Consider the following 18076-nt stretch of genomic DNA (forward strand, 5'->3'; position numbering starts at 1 on the left):
ACTGATCTTCGCCTTGGGCAGTTCGGATTTCAGCGCGGCCAGCGGCGCGGACGCCATCCAGATCGCCGAGCCGGGCCAGCCTTTTTCCACCGGCAGGGCGCTGCCGCCGACCGGATGCACGCCCGACGAGCCGCCGCCGGACAAGACGCCCTTGTCGGCGTGGCCGCCGATCACGGCCAGGGTTTTCACCCCGGCCAGCGGCAGGAGGCCGCCGTCGTTCTTCAAAAGGGTCAGCGACTGGTCGGCGGCGTTGAGCGACACTTGCGCATCGGCCCTGAAGTCGATCGGACCGGCCTTGACCGGATCGTCGATGACGCCGTACTTGAACAGGGGCCACAGGACGCGCGTCGCCATGTCGTCGATGCGCTCTTGCGTGATCTCACCCGCCTTGAGCGCGGCCTCGATGCGCGGCGCATTATAATAGGGAACCTTGTCGCCGCAGCACGGCCAGCCGGTCATCTGATCGAGGCCGCCATTGACCGCATCGACGGTCGAATGCACTGCGCCCCAGTCGGACATGACATAGCCCTTGAAGCCCCAGTCGTGCTTTAAGACCTTGTTTTGCAGATATTCGTTTTCGCAGGCCCAGCGCCCGTTGACCAGATTGTAGGAGCACATGACCGAGCCGGGATGGCCCTTTTCATAGACGAATTCGAAGGCCAGAAGATCGGACTGGCGCGCCGCTTCGGGCGAGATGGTGGCGTCAACCGTGGTGCGCTGGCTTTCCTGATCGTTGATGGCGAAGTGTTTCATGGTCGAGACCATGTGGGTCGATTGGATGCCCTCGATCAACGAACCGGCCATCTGGCCCGCCAGCCACGGATCTTCGCCGACATATTCGAAATTGCGCCCGTTGCGCGGCTCGCGCGCCAGATTGGCCCCGCCCGCCAGAAAGGTGTTGAAGCCCGACAATCTGGCCTCATGTGCGATCATCACACCGCCCGCATAGGGCACGGACGGGTCGAACGAGGCGGCGGTGGCGAGCGACGAGGGCAGGGCGGTGCGCTCCATGCCTTCGACGCGCACGCCGATCGAGGCGTCGGTCTGCCACTGCGACGGTATGCCAAGGCGCGGCACGCCCGGCACATAGCCGGCGGCCCCGTCAATGGCGTGGGCGGCGACATCGGCCTTCAACGCGGGCGAGACATCGGCGTCGGACTGCTTGGCCAGGCTCTTGGGGTCGGTATAGCCCATGATGAGCGAGAGCTTTTCGTCCTCGGTCATGGCCGCAACGGCGGCCTTGGCGCGATCCTCGGCGGATCTGGTCTTGTCCATCCAGGGCTGGCCGGTCGGAGCCTGACTCGTTTGGGCTTGAACGCCGCCCGCGATCAGGGCCAGGGCCGCTGTCGCCAGAAGAAGGGACGCTTTCATGAGATTTCCTCGCTGTTTTTATGATTGGGGGCAGATTAGGCCGAAAGCGCTTCCAAGGGAAGAGATTTGGTTGCAGGCGCGGGCTGTAAAAAGCGTAAAGCCGCCACCCTCATATGAGGGCGGCGGCTTTTCGTGCAGCGGGATAAGGGGCGTTTAACCGTGCAGCTTGATGGCCGTTTCGGCGATCTTGCGGCCCTGATAGCGGGCGCCGGTCAGTTCGTTTTCGCTGGGCATGCGCGAGCCGTCGCCGCCGGTAATGGTCGAAGCGCCGTAAGGGGAGCCGCCGGTGATCTCATCCAGCGTCATCTGGCCCGCATGGCCGTAGTCGAGGCCGACCACCGTCATGCCGAAATGCAGCAGCGAGGTGATGATCGAGAACAGGGTGGTTTCCTGACCGCCGTGCTGGGTCGCGGTCGAGGTGAAGGCCCCGCCGACCTTGCCATGCAGCGCGCCGCGCGCCCACAGGCCGCCCGCCTGATCCCAGAAGGCCGCCATCTGCGAGGCCAAACGGCCGAAGCGCGTGCCGACGCCGACAATGATGGCGTCGTAGTTTTCAAGGTCGGCCACGGTCGCGATGGGCGCTTCCTGATCGAGCTTGAAATGCGCGGCTTTTGCGACCTCAAGCGGCGCGGTTTCGGGCACGCGCTTGATGTCCACCGTGGCGCCGGCTTCGCGCGCGCCCTCGGCGACGGCCTTGGCCATCGCTTCGATGTGACCGTAGGAGGAATAATAAAGAACAAGAACCTTGGCCATTGTCGTAATCCTTTGGCGTTAGGGGGAGGGGAGGAAGATGAGAAAATTCAGAGGATGCGGCCCATGCGGCCCGCCGAATAGTCGCGCACCGCCTGTTCCAGCTCGCTGATCGTGTTCATGACGAACGGGCCGTGGCGCAGAATCGGCGCATCGAGCGGATCGCCGCCGATCACAAGCGCCTCCGTGGGCGCATCGGCGTCGAGCGCAACCGCATCGCCCGGCGTCAGCCGCGCCAGCCAGCCGTTTTGTACGTTCTGGCCATGGATGGCGACGCTACCCGTCATGACATAAAGGGCCAATTCGGCGGCGTCGGCCTTAATCTCAATATGCCCGCCGGATTGCAGCGAGACATGGGCGACGAACGGATGTCCGAAACTGGTCAGCGGGCCTTGCGCTTCGCCGGAGCGACCGGCCACCAGGCGCGCAAACGCCTTGTCGCCTTGCAGGTGCGGAATCTCCTCAGCCTTGATGTGGCGATAGATCGGCGCATCGTGCTTGTGGCCTTTTGGCAGGTTGAGCCAGAGCTGGACGCCGTGATTGCGCCCGCCGGTGCGGCGCATCTGCGCATCCGGGCCCTCGTCATGAATAATGCCGCGACCGGCGCGCATCCATTGCACCTCGCCGGGTTGCATGACGCTTTCATTGCCGAGGCTGTCCTTATGCACCGAGCGGCCTTCGAGCAGCAGGGTCAGGGTCTCTATGCCCGCATGCGGGTGCGCCGAAGCGCCTTTGGCCTCACCCGGAGCGACCTCGATCGGGCCGAACTGGTCGAGAAAGATGAAGGGGCCGATCGCCTCATAGGCGTTCGACGGGATGGCGCGCGCGACCTCGAAACCGTCGCCTTCGAGCGTATGAAACGCCTGATGCGTCGATTGGATCGTGCGGGCTTTTGTTTCGGTCAAAGTGGACATGGTGTGTCTCCTTAACCCGTCTTATAGGCGTGCTGGCGTTTTCATAAAATCCGTATAATATCGAACAAAAATTTCAGGAATTTCGATATGTCAGATGTCGGCGCGCCAACCCTCGACCAGTTGCAGGTGCTTCTGTGTGTCTATGAAACGGGCAGTTTCGCCGCCGCGGCGCGCCGCCTCGGACGGGCGACATCCGCTATAAGTTACGCCATCGACCAGTTGGAGTTTCTCTTGGGTGTGACGCTTTTCGAGCGTGTCGGCACGCGCAAGCCGCAACTGACCGATGCGGGGCGCGCCGTCCTGGCCGAGGCGCGGCTGATCGGCCATGGCGTCGATGTCTTACGCGCGCGGGTGCGCAGCCTGAAACAGGGGCTGGAGGCCGAGGTGTCGGTGGCGGTCGATGTCATGTTGCCGACCGCACGGCTTGTCGATGCCTTGCAGGCGTTCCAGACCGCCTTTCCGGCCATTCCCCTGCGCCTGCATGTCGAAGCGCTGGGCGGCATCACCCAGCATGTGCTGGAAAAGGCGGCGGTGATCGGAGTGTCCGGGCCGCTCGATCTCAATGTTGAGGGGCTGGACCGCCGCCATCTGGGCATGGTGCGGCTGATCCCGGTGGCCGCGCCGTTTCACCCGCTGGCGCGAACAGGACGGCATGCGCCGGGCGAGGCGCGCCAGCATGTGCAGCTCGTGCTGACCGACCGTTCGCCCCTGACCGAGGGCCGCGATTTCGGCGTGATCGGCATGAAAAGCTGGCGGCTGGCGGACCTTGGCTCCAAACACGCCCTGCTGCTGGCCGGGATCGGCTGGGGCGCCATGCCGGAATTCATGGTGCGCGGCGATCTTGACGCCGGACGGCTGGTGCGGCTGGACCTGCCCGACTGGAAGGACGCCCATTATGAGTTCAACGCCATATGGCGCACCGATACGCCGCCCGGCCCCGCTGCGAACTGGCTGATCGAGCGCTTTGCTATGCAGGTCGAGGGCGCAGGTCATCAGGACTGAGCCGGTCTCCCGGCGCGCCGAAATCTCTTGTTGAGCTGCGGCAAAAGTGATATCACTTTGATATAGGTAAGGAGGGTGTCATGGATGACAACCAAAAACCCCTGAGTGATCTGGTGGCGCAGGGATGGGAGATTTTGCACTACGCTTCATCCCACGACGCCAGCGGCATGGTGGTGGAAAATTTCCTGCTGCGTAAGCAGAAGATGCACCGCATTCTCAGCCTCAGGCCGAAAATGCTGGGTAAGGGCTATAACGTCAAAGAACAGGATGTTTAAAGGAGGCTGACATGACAGATCGCACCATCAACAGCACACGTGAGACGCCGGGCGCGGGTCAGAGCGGCGGCCTGTTCCTGCTTATCCTTCTGGGTCTGTTCGCCGCGGCGGTCGTCCTGGGGATTTTACGTCAGCCGTTTCTGGCCTTTCCTCTGGCCCTGGTGGCCTTTTTCATCCTGCCGGGCTTTTACACGGTGCAGCCCAACCAGTCGATGGCGCTGATCGTGTTCGGCAATTACAAGGGCAGCGACCGCACGACGGGCCTGCGCTGGGTGCCGTTCTGGTACGGGCGCAAAAAAGTGTCCTTGCGCGTGCGCAACGTCACCAGCGAAGCGCTCAAGGTCAATGATCAGCGCGGCAATCCGATTGAGATCGCGGCCAATATCGTCTGGCGCATCTCGGATTCGGCCCAGGCCCTGTTCGATGTCGATGACTATGCAGCCTTCGTCACCATCCAGATCGAGACGGCCCTGCGCGAAACGGCGCGTCAATATGCCTACGACCACGGCGATGACGGTCAGCCGACCTTGCGTGACGACGCCGAGATTGTCGGCCAGAGACTGAAGGCCGATTTGCAGGCGCGCGTCGATGTCGCGGGTGTGACGGTCGATGAGGCGCACCTGATGCACCTGGCCTATGCGCCGGAAATCGCCGGTTCCATGCTCAAGCGCCAGCAGGCCGAAGCCGTGATCGCGGCGCGTCAGAAGATCGTGGCGGGCGCGGTCGGCATGGTCGAGCAGGCGCTGGAGCAGTTGTCGGCGCGCGGCGTGGTGCGGCTGGATGAGGAGCGCAAGGCGGCCATGGTGTCCAACCTGCTGGTCGTCTTGTGCGCCGACCGCGAGGCCCAGCCGGTCGTCAATACCGGCACGCTCTACGGTTAAGCCGTGGCGTCGCCCGGCAAAAAAGCCTATCCCTTGCGCCTGCCGCCGGAGGTGCTGAAGGCGGTCGAGCGTCTGGCCGCTTCGGAATTGCGCTCGACCAACGCCCAGCTTGAAATGCTGTTGCGCGAGGCGCTGGCGAAACGCGGCGTGCGGCTGACGAAGCCCGGCGACGCGGACTGACTTAAGCAGGAACCGCGGTCCCCAGCGCCCAAACGGGCGTCGGCGACCCTTCGCCGCCCCCGCGGAGCCGGCGCGCAGCGCATCGGCGTGAGCGAAGAAATGGAGGCCTGCCCTGGAGTTGAACCAGGCTGAACAGGGGTTGCACCCCCTGTTGCGTAAACGCTCCGCCAACAGGCCGGGGCCGAGAGTAAATATTGATTTGAGTCGAATTGCGCCGCGATTGTATCCGGTGTGAAACAATCGCGGTCTATTTGCATTTGCACAATTTTTTCGCGCATGCGATAGGTTGCCGTTGAAATCTGGACCCGCATTCGCGCGGGTGGCTATTCCGGGCGCCGATCCCCCGGATCACGTACCTTCTGGTTTCGACGTCTGCAGAGCTGTTGCGCCTGCGTCGATCCGGCCTCTTTTCGCTCAAGGATAATTCATGCTATCTGTAGCCGCGTTGAAACGCGACTGGCTGGGCCAACCGCGCGCCGATCTTTTGTCCGGCACGCTGGTGGCCCTGGCCCTGATCCCCGAAGCCATCGCCTTTTCCATCATCGCCGGGGTCGATCCGGCGGTCGGGCTGTACGCCTCGGTCGTGATCGCCATCACCATCGCGATTACGGGCGGGCGTCCGGCGATGATCTCCGCGGCCACCGGTTCGATGACTCTGCTTATGACCGGGCTGGTCAAGGCGCATGGCCTCGATTACCTGTTCGCGGCCTCGATCCTGACCGGATTGCTTCAGATTCTGATCGGCGCGCTGGGGCTTGCGAAACTGATCCGGTTCGTGTCGCGATCCGTCATGACGGGCTTTGTCAACTCACTGGCGATATTGATTTTTCTGGCGCAAATGCCGCAGCTTATTCATGTGCCTTACGTCACCTATGCGTTGATTATCGCGGCGCTGGCCATCATCTATCTGCTGCCGCGTCTGACTAAGGCCGTGCCGTCGCCGCTGGTGGCGATTATCGTCATCACGATCATCACCCAGCTCATGGGGCTGAAGGTGCATACGGTCGGCGATATGGGGCGGCTGCCGACCGCTCTGCCGAGCCTGCATCTGCCGCATGTGCCGCTGACGCTTGAGACGCTCGTCATTATCGGGCCGATCTCGGCGACCCTGGCCTGCGTTGGTCTGCTGGAGACGCTGCTGACCGCCAATCTGGTCGATGACGTCACCGACACGCCGTCGAACAAGGACCGCGAGGCGCGCGGACAGGGGATCGCCAATATCCTCGCCGCCCTGTTCGGTGGCATGGCGGGTTGCGCCATGATTGGCCAGACCATGATCAATGTCACTTCCGGCGGGCGCGGGCGGCTCTCGACCTTCTGGGCGGGGCTGTTTCTGCTGATCCTTCTGCTCGTGCTGCAAAAATGGGTGGCGATCATCCCGATGGCGGCGCTGACCGCGGTGATGATCATGGTCTCGGTCGGCACGTTCGACTGGGGCTCGATCCTGCGGCTGAAAACGACGCCTGTGTCGTCCAGTGTCGTCATGCTGGTCACCACGGTGACCGTTGTCGCCACCCACGATCTGTCGAAAGGCGTCATTGCGGGTGTCATCCTGTCGGCGCTGTTCTTCGCGGGCAAGGTGGCGCGGCTCCTGTCTGTGCAGCGCATCGACACCGGCGATGAGCGCCGACGGCATTATGTGGTGCGTGGCCAGTTGTTCTTCGTCTCGTCCGATTTCCTCAAGGCCAGTTTCGAGTTCCACGGTCACCCTGCCGAGGTCGAGATCGACCTCAGCGAGGCGCGCATCTGGGATCTGACGGCGGTTGCGGCGGTGGACTCGGTCGTCTTCCGCTACCGCAAGAGCGGCGCGCAGGTGCATGTCATCGGCATGAGCGAGGCCTGTCGCGGCCTGGTGGCGCGCGTCGGTCAGCATGACAAGACGCATTTGCCTGAGAGCGCTGGCCACTGAAATACGCCCATCATGCCGCGCTTATGAAAAGGGCCATGGTTTCGCATTTCGCTTCGCTTCTGGACGGCCTTATCTGACCGGTCAGGTCCGTCCCGAAAGCGGCGCGGACTTTCGGTTAAGGACGCGCAAGGTCATGACAAAACACAAAAACGCCCCGCAAGCCAAGGCTCAGAAACTGGGGTTTACCGAGTTCGCCCGCATCACCTCGGTCTGGACCGGCAGCCCGATCGCCTTCGGACTGGCGGCGGGGGTCATTGTGGTCTGGCTGGTTTCGGGGCCGATTTTCCGTTATTCCGACACCTGGCAACTGGTGATCAACACAGGCACCACCATCGTCACCTTCTTGATGGTGTTCCTGATCCAGAATTCGCAAAATCGCGACGGCAAGATGATCCAGCTCAAGCTGGACGAACTGATCCGCGCCGTTGAAGGCGCGGAGACGCGGTTGATCGATATGGACGATATGTGTGAGGACGATCTGGAAGCGCTGCGGATGCGCTATCTGGAGCTGGCGCAAAAGGCCGGTCGCAAGCTGAAGCCTGAAGACCTGAAAGGCGAGAACGAAAAGCTTGCGGTTTCCGCCAGATCTCAAGCCAAAACGCGGAATCAGCGCGCATCGTCAAAATCGCGTCCGGCGAAGACCACGCGCGCAACAGCTTGAGCTTGAGTAAGGCGCAGTTAGCGCTGAGCAAACCCTAGCGGTAGAGCGCCGCCAGAACGACGGCCGAAACGACAATGACGATCAACGACAGACCGGCGCCGGCGCGCGCATAGTCGCTGAAGCGATAACCGCCTGGCCCCATGACCAAAAGGTTGTTCTGATGCCCGATGGGGGTCAGAAAATCGGATGAGGCGCCGATCAGAACAGCAAAGAGAATGGCGTCAGGCGCGACGCGCAAAAGTTCGGCGAGTTGAATGGCCAGAGGCCCCATGATCAGCGCCGTGGCGACATTATTGAGCATGATGGATAACAGCAGGGTCATGGCGCAGACGGCCATCAGCACGACGACAAGCGGAGCGCCCGTCAAAGCCTGGGCCGCGGTCTGGGCGACGAGCCGCGCTGCGCCGCTGGCCTCAAAACTGGCGCCGACGGGAATCATCGCCGCCAAGAGGACGATAATGCTCCAGTCAATGCTTTTGTAGATTTCGCGTGGCGATATCAGGCGCAGCGCGCTCATGGCGGCGGCGGCCGCCAGAAAGCTCAACGCGGGGGGCGCGCGAAACGCGACCACAGCGATGACGGCGGCGACGAAGACGCCGAGTGTGGCGACGGCCGAGCGCCACTGCATAGGGGCGGGGTCGCTGCGGTCGATTTCCAGAAGACGCTCGCGCGCGGCGAAGGCGGCGATGTCTTCAGGCGCGCCGCTGAGAAAGAGCTGGTCGCCGGTCTGGAAGGTCAGGCTGGATAAGGACTGCCTCTGTAATGCGCGACGCGGCCCCATGCCTGTCAGGCGCACCGAGCCGCCGCCGCGCTGGTCGATGGCGTCGTAAAAGCCACCGACCAGACCCGAACCATGGCTGACCACCATGCGTGCGGTGACATCCTCCGGATCGGGCGTCGGCGCGATGACGGCGCATGGCAGGGCCTGCGCCGCCTCCTGCGGTCGTGCGCGTGTCAGCACAAGAAGCTTGTCGGCGCGCTTCAGACGGTCATCTTCAGGCCAGGCGATGGCGTGATCGCGTCGTATGAGCGCCAGCAGGCGGGTGGTGGTCTTGCGCAGGGCGCGTGAGACTGCGGCGCGCGAGAGGATCACTGCTTCTGTCAGTTGCAGTTCGGCCACCCGCCAGGGCTTTCGCTCGCTCCTGCCGCCCCGACGCTGCGGCAGCAATCGCCAGCCTATGAGCGCCAGATAAACCAGCCCGGCGGCGCAGACGGCGACGCCCGGCGTCGTCATGGCGAAGAAGCCAAAACCCTTTCCTAAAGTTTCCTGGCGCACCGAGGACAAAATCATGTTGGCGGGCGTGCCGATTAGCGTCGTCATGCCGCCCAGTATGGTGGCGAAAGACAGGGGCATCAGCACGGCGCCTGCGGAGCGCTTCTGGTTGCGCGCCAGCTCTGTCGCCAGCGGCATGCAGATAACGAGCGCTGCGATGTTGTTGACAAAGGCGGACAGGACGGCGCCGATCAGCATCAGGATCGCCAGTTGCACGCTGAAGGCGCCGTCGCGCGGCAGGGCCAGACGCGCCAGGCGGGCGGCCAGACCGCTCAGCTCCAGGGCGCGTCCGACCACCAGAACCGAGGCGACAGCAATAACCGCAGGATCGGAAAAACCTTTCAGAGCGTCCGATGGTCGGACCAGCCCGGTCGCCAGGCATGCAAAGAGCGTGATCAGAGCGATCAGATCGTGGCGTAGACGCCCAGAGATGAAAAGCCCAAGCGCCGCGACCAGAATCAAGGCGCTGACGAGAGGGGGAGGTAGACCGAACGTCATAAGGGCTCCCGTCGCGAATAATATCGCGTTCAGGTCGTCACGTAGCGACTCTTCATGCAAATCAAGCTGGAATCACAATTGTGTGGGGATGCGAAAGAAAAGACGGACGTCCAAAGACGCCCGTCTTTTCTTTCGCGCGGCCAAAAGGTTTGGCCCCGGCTATCATTGTATGCCTATCCCTGCGTCGGGACGTTTTTCATCCAGCGATTCAGCGCGTCGTCGGCGCGGCCCAGCACAGCGATGTGCAGCTTGTTGAACGGCTGGCCATAGACGCGCAGGATGACGGAGAACATGCCAAAGCGCGGTTCGGGGCGCAGGGCGTTCTGAATTTCCTGCTTGCGGATGGTGCGGTCGATCAGCAGGCCGTGATACTCAAGGTGTTGCTTGTACAGCACCAGCTTGCAGCGCCACAGGGCGGGCACGACGATCAGAGCGCCGATGAAGGGAATGATGCTGAACGCGCAGCCTGCGAACTGCGCCATAACGGTGCGGCCATTCAGATAAGATTCCGCCGTGCCCCAAATCCCCAGCGCGATCAGGGCCAGGGCGCCGACAACCAGCAGCGCCTTGAATCCGACGCTGAATTCGTAGGTGTGCGGGTAGGTGCGAACGGCTGTACGCTTGGTCATGTTTTTACTCCACGGTCAAAATGGCCTCAACGCGTAACGCTGCTTTTTGTCACATGCGTCAATAAGTCTCAAGTTATCGCTTATTTTGCGGAGCGCAAGAGGGATAACGCAATTTTTTATCGCGTCTGCAAAGTAAAAAAGCGGCAAGATAACGGCGCTTTTTTACGCATGTGCGAAAATTAATTTCGCATGTGCGACAATCTGTCCCTTGCCATCGGGTATGAATTGTCATTAAAGGCGCTTTAGCCGCAGGTCGGACTCTGCATTTTTTAACCGCCCGCGCCGTTCAGGCGCGCCCGCGGTTAATTCTGTTCTATGAATGCATTTAGTATTCGCGAAAACGGATTAGAGGCCGCTGCTGTTTTGGGAGGTTCGCGTCACGTAATCGCAGGCGCGAGTCACATTTCGTTACTTTCCGTGCTTTGTCGCGGAGTTGCGCATATTCTAAGGATTGGCGATCTGATTTGCCGAGACTTTTGTGTGTGACGCGAGGTTCTATAGTGCGTAAGCAAAAACCATCATCTTTGTCGGCGACTGCAAGCCGCCAGACAATAAAAGAAGCTCCACGAAAAAACATGCTGCAACGCAACATAAAAAGCGTCGGCGTCGGCCTTGCTGCGCTGGCGGCGATGAGTCTGTCAGGCTGTAAGATGGCGCTGATGGACCCGATGGGACCGATCGGCGCGCAGGAAAAAGACCTGATTATCTTATCGACCGCGCTGATGTTGCTGGTTGTGATTCCGGTCATTCTGATGACGATCTGGTTTGGCTGGCGCTACCGCGCTTCGAACAAGAAGGCGACCTATGCGCCCGACTGGGAACATTCGACGCGCATCGAAGCCGTGGTCTGGGCGATTCCCTGCCTGATTATTCTGGGCCTGGCCACGATCACCTGGATTTCGACGCACCAGCTCGATCCATATAAGCCCCTGACCACCGCCAACAAGGCCAAGCCGGTCGAGGTCGAAGTGGTGTCGATGGACTGGAAGTGGCTGTTCATCTATCCCGACTACGGCGTGGCTTCGGTCAATGAACTGGCCATGCCGACAGGCACGCCCGTGCATTTCAAGCTGACCTCGGCGACGGTGATGAATTCGTTCTTCGTGCCGCAGCTCGGCACGCAGATCTACACCATGAGCGGCATGCAGACGCAGTTGTCGTTGATTGCCGACAAGCCGGGAGCTTACGATGGCATTTCGGCCAACTATTCCGGTCCCGGCTTCGCTGGCATGAAGTTCACCGCTAAAGCCATGAGCGACGCCGACTTCGCCGCCTGGGTCGCCAACGCCAAAAAAGCCCCGGCGCTGGATGCATCGGCGTACAAGGTTCTTGAGCAACCGACGGATAAGCTGCCGGTCGCCTATTATGGTTCGGTGGCGCCGAACCTTTATCATGATATTCTCAACAAGTGCGCTGACGGCGGCGTCTGCATGGACGCCAATATGGGTACGATGGCGCAGGGCGCCCAGTGCAAGCCAGGCGATAGGGTCGCATCGACCGAAGCCGCCCTCAAGCCGCAAGCGCGCCGGAGCTAAGTCACATGGATCTGCAACATCTCATCTTTGGTAAGCTGACGATCGACTCGGTGCCGTGGCACGAGCCGATCATCATGGTCGCTGGCGGCGGCATGGTCGGCGCGGCGGTCCTGGTCCTGGGCCTGACCACCTATTTCAAGGCGTGGCCCTATCTCTGGAAAGAGTGGCTGACCTCGGTCGACCATAAGCGCATCGGGGTGATGTACATCATCCTGGCCCTGATCATGCTGCTGCGCGGCTTCGCGGACGCGCTGATGATGCGCGGCCAGCAGGCGCTGGCGTCTGCGGGCGGTCACGGCTATCTGCCGCCGTCGCACTTCGACCAGATCTTCTCGGCGCACGGCGTCATCATGATCTTCTTCATGGCCATGCCGTTCATCATCGGTTTGATGAACATTGTCATGCCATTGCAGATCGGCGCGCGCGACGTCGCGTTTCCGTACCTGAACTCGATGAGCTTCTGGCTGACGGCGTCGGGCGCTATTCTCGTCAACGTCTCGCTGGTCATCGGCGAATTCGCCCATACCGGCTGGCTGGCCTATCCGCCCCTGTCGGAGCTGGCCTATTCACCGGGCGTCGGACAGGACTATTACATCTGGGCGCTGCAGATTTCGGGTCTGGGCACGCTTTTGTCCGGGGTGAACCTGATCACCACCATCTTCAAGATGCGGGCCCCGGGCATGAAGATGATGGACATGCCGATCTTCACCTGGACGACCCTGTGCGCCAACGCGCTGATCTGCGCGGCCTTCCCGATCCTGACGGTGACGCTGGCTCTGCTGGGCGCGGACCGTTACATCGGCACGCACTTCTTCACCAATGACGGCGGCGGCAACGCCATGATGTACATCAACCTTATCTGGGCGTGGGGCCACCCGGAAGTGTACATCCTTGTCCTGCCCTGTTTCGGCATCTTCTCCGAAGTCGTCGCGACCTTCTCGTCCAAGCCCCTGTTCGGTCACAAGTCGATGGTCTATGCGACGGTCTGCATCACCATCCTGTCCTTCATGGTGTGGCTGCACCACTTCTTCACCATGGGTTCGGGCGCGGACGTCAACGCCTTCTTCGGCATCACGACCATGATCATCTCGATCCCGACAGGCGTGAAGATCTTCAACTGGCTGTTCACCCTCTATCGTGGGCGCGTGCGCCTGGAGATACCGATCCTGTGGACCCTGGCCTTCATCATCACCTTCGCCATCGGCGGCATGACCGGCGTTCTGCTGGCGGTGCCGGGCGCGGACTTCGTGCTGCACAATTCGGTCTTCCTGATCGCCCACTTCCATAACGTCATCATCGGCGGCGTGGTGTTCGCGGTCATGGCCGGCATGAACTACTGGTTCCCCAAGGCCTTCGGCTTCAAACTGCACGAAGGTCTGGGCAAGGTGTCGGTCTTCTGCTGGGTCGTCGGCTTCTACATCGCCTTCATGCCGCTCTATGCTTTGGGCCTGATGGGCATGACGCGCCGCCTTGACTATATGAACAATCCGGTCTGGCACATCTATCTGATCGTGGCCGCCGCCGGCGCGCTGATCATCTTCGTCGGCATCCTGTCCACGATCGCGCAGATCGTCGTGTCGGTCATCCAGCGCGACAAGCTCAAGGACGTCACCGGCGATCCTTGGGGCGGGCGCACGCTGGAATGGGCGACCTCATCGCCGCCGCCCTTCTACAACTTCGCCGAACTGCCGCCGGTTACGGGCCGCGACGCCTGGTGGACCATGAAGGTCAAGGGCGAGGCGCATAAGGCGCCTGCGCATTACGCCCCGATCCATATGCCGCACAACACCCCGACGGGCTTCCTGATCGGCGTGGTGTCGGCGGGGCTGGGCTTCGGGCTAACCTGGCACATCTGGTGGATGGCGGGCGGCGCTCTGCTGGTCATGATCGGCCTTGGCATCGCCCACAGCTTCAACGAAAACCGCGACTACTACGTGCCGTCTGAAGAGGTGGCGCAAATCGAAGGCGCGCATCTGCAACGTCTCAAGGTGGAGGCCTGATCTATGAGCCATCCCGCGACTCTCGGCGAAAGCCTCGAAACACAGGCGCATGGTGAGCATCACCATGAGCATCACGACGAAGCCCCCAAGGTGACCCTGGGCTTCTGGATCTACCTGATGACGGACTGCATTCTGTTCGCCTCAGTGTTCGCCACCTTTGCGGTCTTGCGCAATTCGACCGCAGGCGGCCCGACGGGCAAAGAGATTTTCGAGCTGCCCTATGTGGCGGTCGAAACTGCTCTGCTGCTGGTCTCGTCCCTGACCTACGGTCTGGCCATGATCGCGATGGAGGCGAACAAGCTGAAGTCGGTCTTCACCTGGCTGATCCTGACCGGCCTGTGCGGTCTCGGCTTCCTCGGCATGGAAGTCAACGAGTTCGCCAAGCTGATCCATGAAGGCGCGGGCCCCGATCGCTCCGCCTTCCTGTCCTCCTTTTTCACCCTGGTCGGCACGCACGGCCTGCACGTCACCTGTGGCATGATCTGGCTGATCACCATGCTGGCGCACTTAAAGCGCCGCGGCCTGACTGCCGCCAACCGCATCCGTCTGATGGAGCTGAGCCTGTTCTGGCACTTCCTCGACATCATCTGGATCGGCGTATTTACGGTCGTCTATCTGATGGGAGTTGCCTAATGAGCGACAATCACCACGACAATCACCACGGGCATGACGAAAGCGGCGCCGCCCACGGCACGGTCGGTTCCTATCTGTTCGGCTTTGTTGTCTCGGTCGTGCTGACGGCCATTCCGTTCGCCCTGGTCATGACGCACGCCATGCCCGCGTCAACGCTGATTCCGGTCATCGTCGTCATCGGCGTCGTGCAGATCATCGTGCATCTGATCTATTTCCTGCACATGAACACCTCCTCGACGCAGGGTTGGAACAATCTGGCCTTCTTCTTCACCCTGGTGATTCTGGGCATTCTCATCCTTGGCACGCTCTGGGTCATGTACCATATGAACGCCAACATGATGCCGGGCATGATGCCGACCAATATCGGCTAAGGGTCTGCGACATTGAAATTAAAAGAGGCGGCTCCTGATGGGGCCGCCTTTTTCATATAAAAAAGACGCCGCCTTTTGAGGGGCGGCGTCAAGTCACGGGGAATGAAGGCGGCTCAGAACTTGTAGCGCGCCCCCAGGTAGTACTGCGTGCCGGACTTGAGGTACTCAAGTATGGCCGCAGGATCGGTATTGCCGAAGTCGGTGTTGTAATAGTCGAACGAGTCGTTGGCGTTATTGGTCAGGTTGATCGCCTTCAGCGTGATCTGCAGATGCTTGTTGATCTTGTAGCTGGCCTGGGCGTCAAAGTCGGTCAGACCCTTCTTGCCCTGGAAGGCGGCGCCAGACCCAGGCATGAGCTTTTGCAGATAGTCGTCGCGGTGCGAAGCGCTGATGCGGGCGGAGAAGACGCTGTTCTCATAATAGAGCGTGGCGTTCCACGAGTTCGGCGACATGCCCAGAAGGTTGTCCTTGATCACGCCCTTGGTGGATGAGGCCGAGGTGTAATAGCTGATCTGCGAGTCTACATGGGTGTAGTTGAAGATGCCGCCGAACTTGTCGAAAGGCGCGGGCAGGAAGCTGAACGTGTCCTGCATGTTGAACTCCCAGCCGCGTAATATGCCGCCCGGCGTGTTGACCGGGTTTTTCACCGTCACCGAAGTGCCGCCGTCGAAGCCGTCATACTGGCTGGGATCGAGGCCCAGCGCATCGAGCGTCGAGGTATAGCTCAGGGTCTGGATGTAGGAGGTAATGTCCTTGTAGAAGAAGCCCGCCGAGATCAGAGCGTCCTTGTTCGGATACCATTCGACGTTGAAATCGTAATCGGTGGCGCGGATTGGGTTGAGGTATGGGTTGCCGCCCGAATAGGTTGGCGTCGAGGCGGTCAGGTCCAGTGTCGCGTTCGGCACCAGCGACTGCATGGTCGGACGCGCCATCACCTTGGAGGCGGCGAAGCGCACCAGGAGGTTGTCGATCGGCTCTGCGGTGACGTTCAAAGAGGGCAGGGTGTCCTTATAGGAGCGGCTGACGCTGACCGGCGTGAATTCCGTGCCGGCCTTATTGACGTCGATGCCAGTCACCCGCTGATTGGTTTCGACCTGGCGCACGCCGACATTGCCGCGGAACGGAATGCCGAACAGATCGTGCTTGAAATCGACCTGTACGAAGGCCGAATTGTCCTTTTCGCGCGCCGACTGGTTGAAGGGCGCAGCCTTGGCCGAGTCCTCCAGGAGGCGGAAGTCGCCGTAGCCATTCACACAGTTGCAGGTGAAATGGATCGCATTGTCGATCTTACCCAGATCCGGCATCAGCCAGGTCGTGCCGAACGCGCTGATCGACTGCGAATAGGCGTCGATATTGCCGCTGATCATGGCGGCGGCGGCGTCGCTGGTCAGGGCCTCCTTGGAATCCATGCTGCGCGCTTCGCGGGTGTGGAAGTCGTAGGTCTTGGTCTGGACGCCCGCCTGCAATTTTAAGCCGTTGAAGAAGTCATAAACGCCGCTGAAGGAGGCGGTGTGGAAGTTGTTGCGCGTCTGGTTCGGACGCTGGCGCACCAGTGAGGCGTCGCCCTGCGCGGTCGAATCCGACATCGACCAGTAGCAGGCCTGATTGACGTCGCAGCCATTGCTTTTGCCGTAGGTAAAGGCAGGCGCATTCTGATTGGTGAAGTCGTAGGAATAGCCCTGCACGTCATAGGCGTCGAAGGACAGGGTGGTCTGCACCGGATTGTTCTGCACCGAACGCGACGCTCCCACATAGCCTTTGAGCTTCAGATGGTCGCCGATTTCCTGATCCCAGGTCGTGGCCAGTTCAGCGAACTGGGTGCGCAGTTCGTCGTGGCGGTTTTCGGTGCGGATATCGACATTGTTGAAGCTGCCCTTGATCATGTCGCCCATGTCGTTGATCGTGTAATCATAGACATAGGTGTTGGGCAGGCCCGCGCCGGAGCGGCTGAAGGAAATAGCTTCCAGATACTGCTCGTCGCGATTGGCCTGGAAGTCGGAATAGAGGCCGTCAATGGTGATCAACGTGCCGGGGTTCGGCTTCATCTGGAACGAGGTCGTCATGCCAAGGCGTTTCTGGTCATAGGTCAGGCGGCCATAGCGCGGAATGCGCGGGTGGAGGGCCGAGGTGACGGCCAAGGCTTCGCCGGACAGGTCGGATAGATCCTTGTCAGCGGTCGATTTCTGCTTGGGTTGCGGAATGTCGATAAAGGTCGCGCCGCCATCAGTCGAGTAGCCGGCGAAGCGGTGCGCGGAGGTCTGGGCGTTATAGGCGCCGTTTTCCCAGCGTGTCGTGGACGGACCTTCCTCATACTGGGTCTTGGTCGAGGACGACACCGAGAACAGCCAGCCCAGCTTGCCGTCATCCCAGCGGTTCGAGATCAGGAAGGAGCCGCGCGGACTGGAATTTTTGGACAAGGTGTTATAGCCCTCCTCCAGCGAGGCGGCCATGGCGAAACCCTTGTAATCGAAGGGGTGCGGGGCTTGCAGATCGACCGTGGCCCCGAGGCTGCCTTCCTCAGTGGATGCTTCAGGCGCCTTACGCACCGTCACCGACTGGAACAGTTCGGCGGCGAAGACGTTGAAGTCAAAGCCGCGGCCGCGATTGGCGCCGCCTGACGAATCCTTGCCGCCGGACGTGGCCAGCGCTTCCATGCCGTTCAGGCGCACGCGGGTGAAATCGGGGCCTAAGCCGCGCACCGTGATGGTGCGGCCTTCGCCGCCGTCGCGGTCGATGGCGACGCCCGGAATGCGTTGCAGGGCTTCGGCGAGGTTGTTGTCGGGGAATTGCGCGATGTCTTCGGACTTGATCACATCGACAATGCCGTCGTCGCGCCGCTTGGCCGACAGGGCCGATTGCAGCGAGCCGCGGAAGCCGGTGACGATGACGAGCGTGGAGTCGTCATTGGCGGCGGGCGATGTCGTGGCTTGAGCGGCCTTATCCTGCGCCAGTGCGGCGCCGGAGGTCACGCATAAAATCGCGCCTAATGAGGCGCCCAGCAGCAGGCGGCGGTGGAATTTGGACGCACCTATGGCGTAAACGGAATCGCGGTTCATGTTTTCTACTCCCTGTTATCTTTGCCAATGACGCCGATCTTCCTGAAGGCGGAACCCGGTTGCTTATAAAGCCGCAAGAGCCCGCAAAGCGCTTACGACGGCCATTGTTTGACACCGGTGTCAATACTCTAAAGACAG

General features: G+C 61.3%; 16 protein-coding genes and 1 other annotated feature. Of the genes, 10 read left to right on the plus strand and 6 right to left on the minus strand.

What is annotated here, in order from left to right; translation table 11 throughout:
• From ACTHLA_RS00510 to ACTHLA_RS00520, 3 genes are all read right to left on the minus strand, one after another.
• A partial coding sequence (locus tag ACTHLA_RS00510; RefSeq protein ID WP_440184037.1) for a glycoside hydrolase family 3 protein occupies nucleotides 1-1371 on the minus strand: 1371 nt, incomplete at its 3' end.
• Nucleotides 1372-1524: 153 nt separating this feature from the next.
• A complete protein-coding gene (gene wrbA, locus ACTHLA_RS00515; protein WP_440184039.1) occupies nucleotides 1525-2124 on the minus strand; it encodes an NAD(P)H:quinone oxidoreductase in 600 nt (199 codons plus the stop codon).
• 47 nt (nucleotides 2125-2171) lie between these two features.
• Nucleotides 2172-3035: a pirin family protein gene (locus tag ACTHLA_RS00520; protein ID WP_440184041.1), complete on the minus strand. Its 864-nt coding sequence runs from the start codon at nucleotides 3033-3035 to the stop codon at nucleotides 2172-2174.
• Between the two features lie 87 nt (nucleotides 3036-3122).
• Between ACTHLA_RS00520 and ACTHLA_RS00525 the strand changes: the two genes are divergently transcribed.
• From ACTHLA_RS00525 to ACTHLA_RS00550, 6 genes are all read left to right on the plus strand, one after another.
• Nucleotides 3123-4037: a LysR family transcriptional regulator gene (locus ACTHLA_RS00525; RefSeq protein WP_440184044.1), complete on the plus strand. Its 915-nt coding sequence runs from the start codon at nucleotides 3123-3125 to the stop codon at nucleotides 4035-4037.
• 80 nt (nucleotides 4038-4117) lie between these two features.
• Entirely contained in the window at nucleotides 4118-4312 is a 195-nt protein-coding gene (locus ACTHLA_RS00530; protein ID WP_440184046.1) for a hypothetical protein, read from the plus strand.
• 11 nt (nucleotides 4313-4323) lie between these two features.
• Complete coding sequence (locus ACTHLA_RS00535) at nucleotides 4324-5193, plus strand: SPFH domain-containing protein (protein WP_440184049.1); 870 nt, start codon at nucleotides 4324-4326, stop codon at nucleotides 5191-5193.
• Nucleotides 5194-5196: 3 nt separating this feature from the next.
• Complete coding sequence (locus ACTHLA_RS00540) at nucleotides 5197-5373, plus strand: Arc family DNA-binding protein (RefSeq protein ID WP_440184052.1); 177 nt, start codon at nucleotides 5197-5199, stop codon at nucleotides 5371-5373.
• Between the two features lie 298 nt (nucleotides 5374-5671).
• Nucleotides 5672-5726 (plus strand) — a sequence feature (sul1 is cis-regulatory element that is thought to sense ions involved in sulfur or methionine metabolism; They are found in Alphaproteobacteria).
• Nucleotides 5727-5800: 74 nt separating this feature from the next.
• Nucleotides 5801-7282, plus strand: a complete 1482-nt coding sequence (locus tag ACTHLA_RS00545) for a SulP family inorganic anion transporter (protein ID WP_440184054.1) — start codon at nucleotides 5801-5803, stop codon at nucleotides 7280-7282.
• A gap of 133 nt (nucleotides 7283-7415) precedes the next feature.
• Nucleotides 7416-7943, plus strand: coding sequence for a low affinity iron permease family protein (locus tag ACTHLA_RS00550; RefSeq protein WP_440184056.1), 528 nt, complete (start codon nucleotides 7416-7418; stop codon nucleotides 7941-7943).
• Nucleotides 7944-7977: 34 nt separating this feature from the next.
• On the opposite strand, the gene ACTHLA_RS00555 is transcribed toward ACTHLA_RS00550, so the two are convergent.
• Together ACTHLA_RS00555 and ACTHLA_RS00560 are read right to left on the minus strand one after the other, a co-directional pair.
• Nucleotides 7978-9714, minus strand: coding sequence for an SLC13 family permease (locus tag ACTHLA_RS00555; RefSeq protein ID WP_440184058.1), 1737 nt, complete (start codon nucleotides 9712-9714; stop codon nucleotides 7978-7980).
• Between the two features lie 173 nt (nucleotides 9715-9887).
• Complete coding sequence (locus ACTHLA_RS00560) at nucleotides 9888-10343, minus strand: hypothetical protein (protein WP_440184060.1); 456 nt, start codon at nucleotides 10341-10343, stop codon at nucleotides 9888-9890.
• Between the two features lie 575 nt (nucleotides 10344-10918).
• Between ACTHLA_RS00560 and cyoA the strand changes: the two genes are divergently transcribed.
• The 4 genes from cyoA to cyoD are packed head-to-tail and all read left to right on the plus strand — an operon-like array spanning nucleotide 10919 to nucleotide 14882.
• On the plus strand, nucleotides 10919-11878 hold the full coding sequence (cyoA, locus tag ACTHLA_RS00565) for a ubiquinol oxidase subunit II (protein ID WP_440184063.1): 960 nt from the start codon (nucleotides 10919-10921) through the stop codon (nucleotides 11876-11878).
• A 5-nt stretch (nucleotides 11879-11883) separates the two neighbouring features.
• Complete coding sequence (gene cyoB / locus ACTHLA_RS00570; RefSeq protein ID WP_440184066.1) at nucleotides 11884-13878, plus strand: cytochrome o ubiquinol oxidase subunit I; 1995 nt, start codon at nucleotides 11884-11886, stop codon at nucleotides 13876-13878.
• A gap of 3 nt (nucleotides 13879-13881) precedes the next feature.
• Complete coding sequence (gene cyoC / locus ACTHLA_RS00575; RefSeq protein WP_440184068.1) at nucleotides 13882-14511, plus strand: cytochrome o ubiquinol oxidase subunit III; 630 nt, start codon at nucleotides 13882-13884, stop codon at nucleotides 14509-14511.
• Nucleotides 14511-14882, plus strand: coding sequence for a cytochrome o ubiquinol oxidase subunit IV (gene cyoD, locus ACTHLA_RS00580; RefSeq protein ID WP_440184071.1), 372 nt, complete (start codon nucleotides 14511-14513; stop codon nucleotides 14880-14882). The genes cyoC and cyoD overlap by 1 nt, the downstream gene beginning before the upstream one ends.
• Nucleotides 14883-14995: 113 nt before the next feature.
• Here cyoD and ACTHLA_RS00585 read toward each other — a convergent pair whose 3' ends face one another.
• Nucleotides 14996-17938: a TonB-dependent receptor gene (locus ACTHLA_RS00585; RefSeq protein WP_440184074.1), complete on the minus strand. Its 2943-nt coding sequence runs from the start codon at nucleotides 17936-17938 to the stop codon at nucleotides 14996-14998.
• Nucleotides 17939-18076: the final 138 nt, after the last annotated feature.

Origin of the sequence: Asticcacaulis sp., from assembly GCF_051956075.1 — a bacterium.
Taxonomy (GTDB): Bacteria; Pseudomonadota; Alphaproteobacteria; order Caulobacterales; family Caulobacteraceae; genus Asticcacaulis.

What these genes read in the sequence shown, in the direction of transcription:
- cyoD (WP_440184071.1), top strand. Translation starts at nt 14,511, where the DNA reads ATGAGCGACAATCACCACGACAATCACCACGGGCATGACGAAAGCGGC.
- cyoC (WP_440184068.1), top strand. Translation starts at nt 13,882, where the DNA reads ATGAGCCATCCCGCGACTCTCGGCGAAAGCCTCGAAACACAGGCGCAT.
- cyoB (WP_440184066.1), top strand. Translation starts at nt 11,884, where the DNA reads ATGGATCTGCAACATCTCATCTTTGGTAAGCTGACGATCGACTCGGTG.
- cyoA (WP_440184063.1), top strand. Translation starts at nt 10,919, where the DNA reads ATGCTGCAACGCAACATAAAAAGCGTCGGCGTCGGCCTTGCTGCGCTG.
- ACTHLA_RS00525 (WP_440184044.1), top strand. Translation starts at nt 3,123, where the DNA reads ATGTCAGATGTCGGCGCGCCAACCCTCGACCAGTTGCAGGTGCTTCTG.
- ACTHLA_RS00555 (WP_440184058.1), bottom strand. Translation starts at nt 9,714, where the DNA reads ATGACGTTCGGTCTACCTCCCCCTCTCGTCAGCGCCTTGATTCTGGTC.
- ACTHLA_RS00530 (WP_440184046.1), top strand. Translation starts at nt 4,118, where the DNA reads ATGGATGACAACCAAAAACCCCTGAGTGATCTGGTGGCGCAGGGATGG.
- ACTHLA_RS00560 (WP_440184060.1), bottom strand. Translation starts at nt 10,343, where the DNA reads ATGACCAAGCGTACAGCCGTTCGCACCTACCCGCACACCTACGAATTC.
- ACTHLA_RS00535 (WP_440184049.1), top strand. Translation starts at nt 4,324, where the DNA reads ATGACAGATCGCACCATCAACAGCACACGTGAGACGCCGGGCGCGGGT.
- ACTHLA_RS00585 (WP_440184074.1), bottom strand. Translation starts at nt 17,938, where the DNA reads ATGAACCGCGATTCCGTTTACGCCATAGGTGCGTCCAAATTCCACCGC.
- wrbA (WP_440184039.1), bottom strand. Translation starts at nt 2,124, where the DNA reads ATGGCCAAGGTTCTTGTTCTTTATTATTCCTCCTACGGTCACATCGAA.
- ACTHLA_RS00550 (WP_440184056.1), top strand. Translation starts at nt 7,416, where the DNA reads ATGACAAAACACAAAAACGCCCCGCAAGCCAAGGCTCAGAAACTGGGG.
- ACTHLA_RS00545 (WP_440184054.1), top strand. Translation starts at nt 5,801, where the DNA reads ATGCTATCTGTAGCCGCGTTGAAACGCGACTGGCTGGGCCAACCGCGC.
- ACTHLA_RS00520 (WP_440184041.1), bottom strand. Translation starts at nt 3,035, where the DNA reads ATGTCCACTTTGACCGAAACAAAAGCCCGCACGATCCAATCGACGCAT.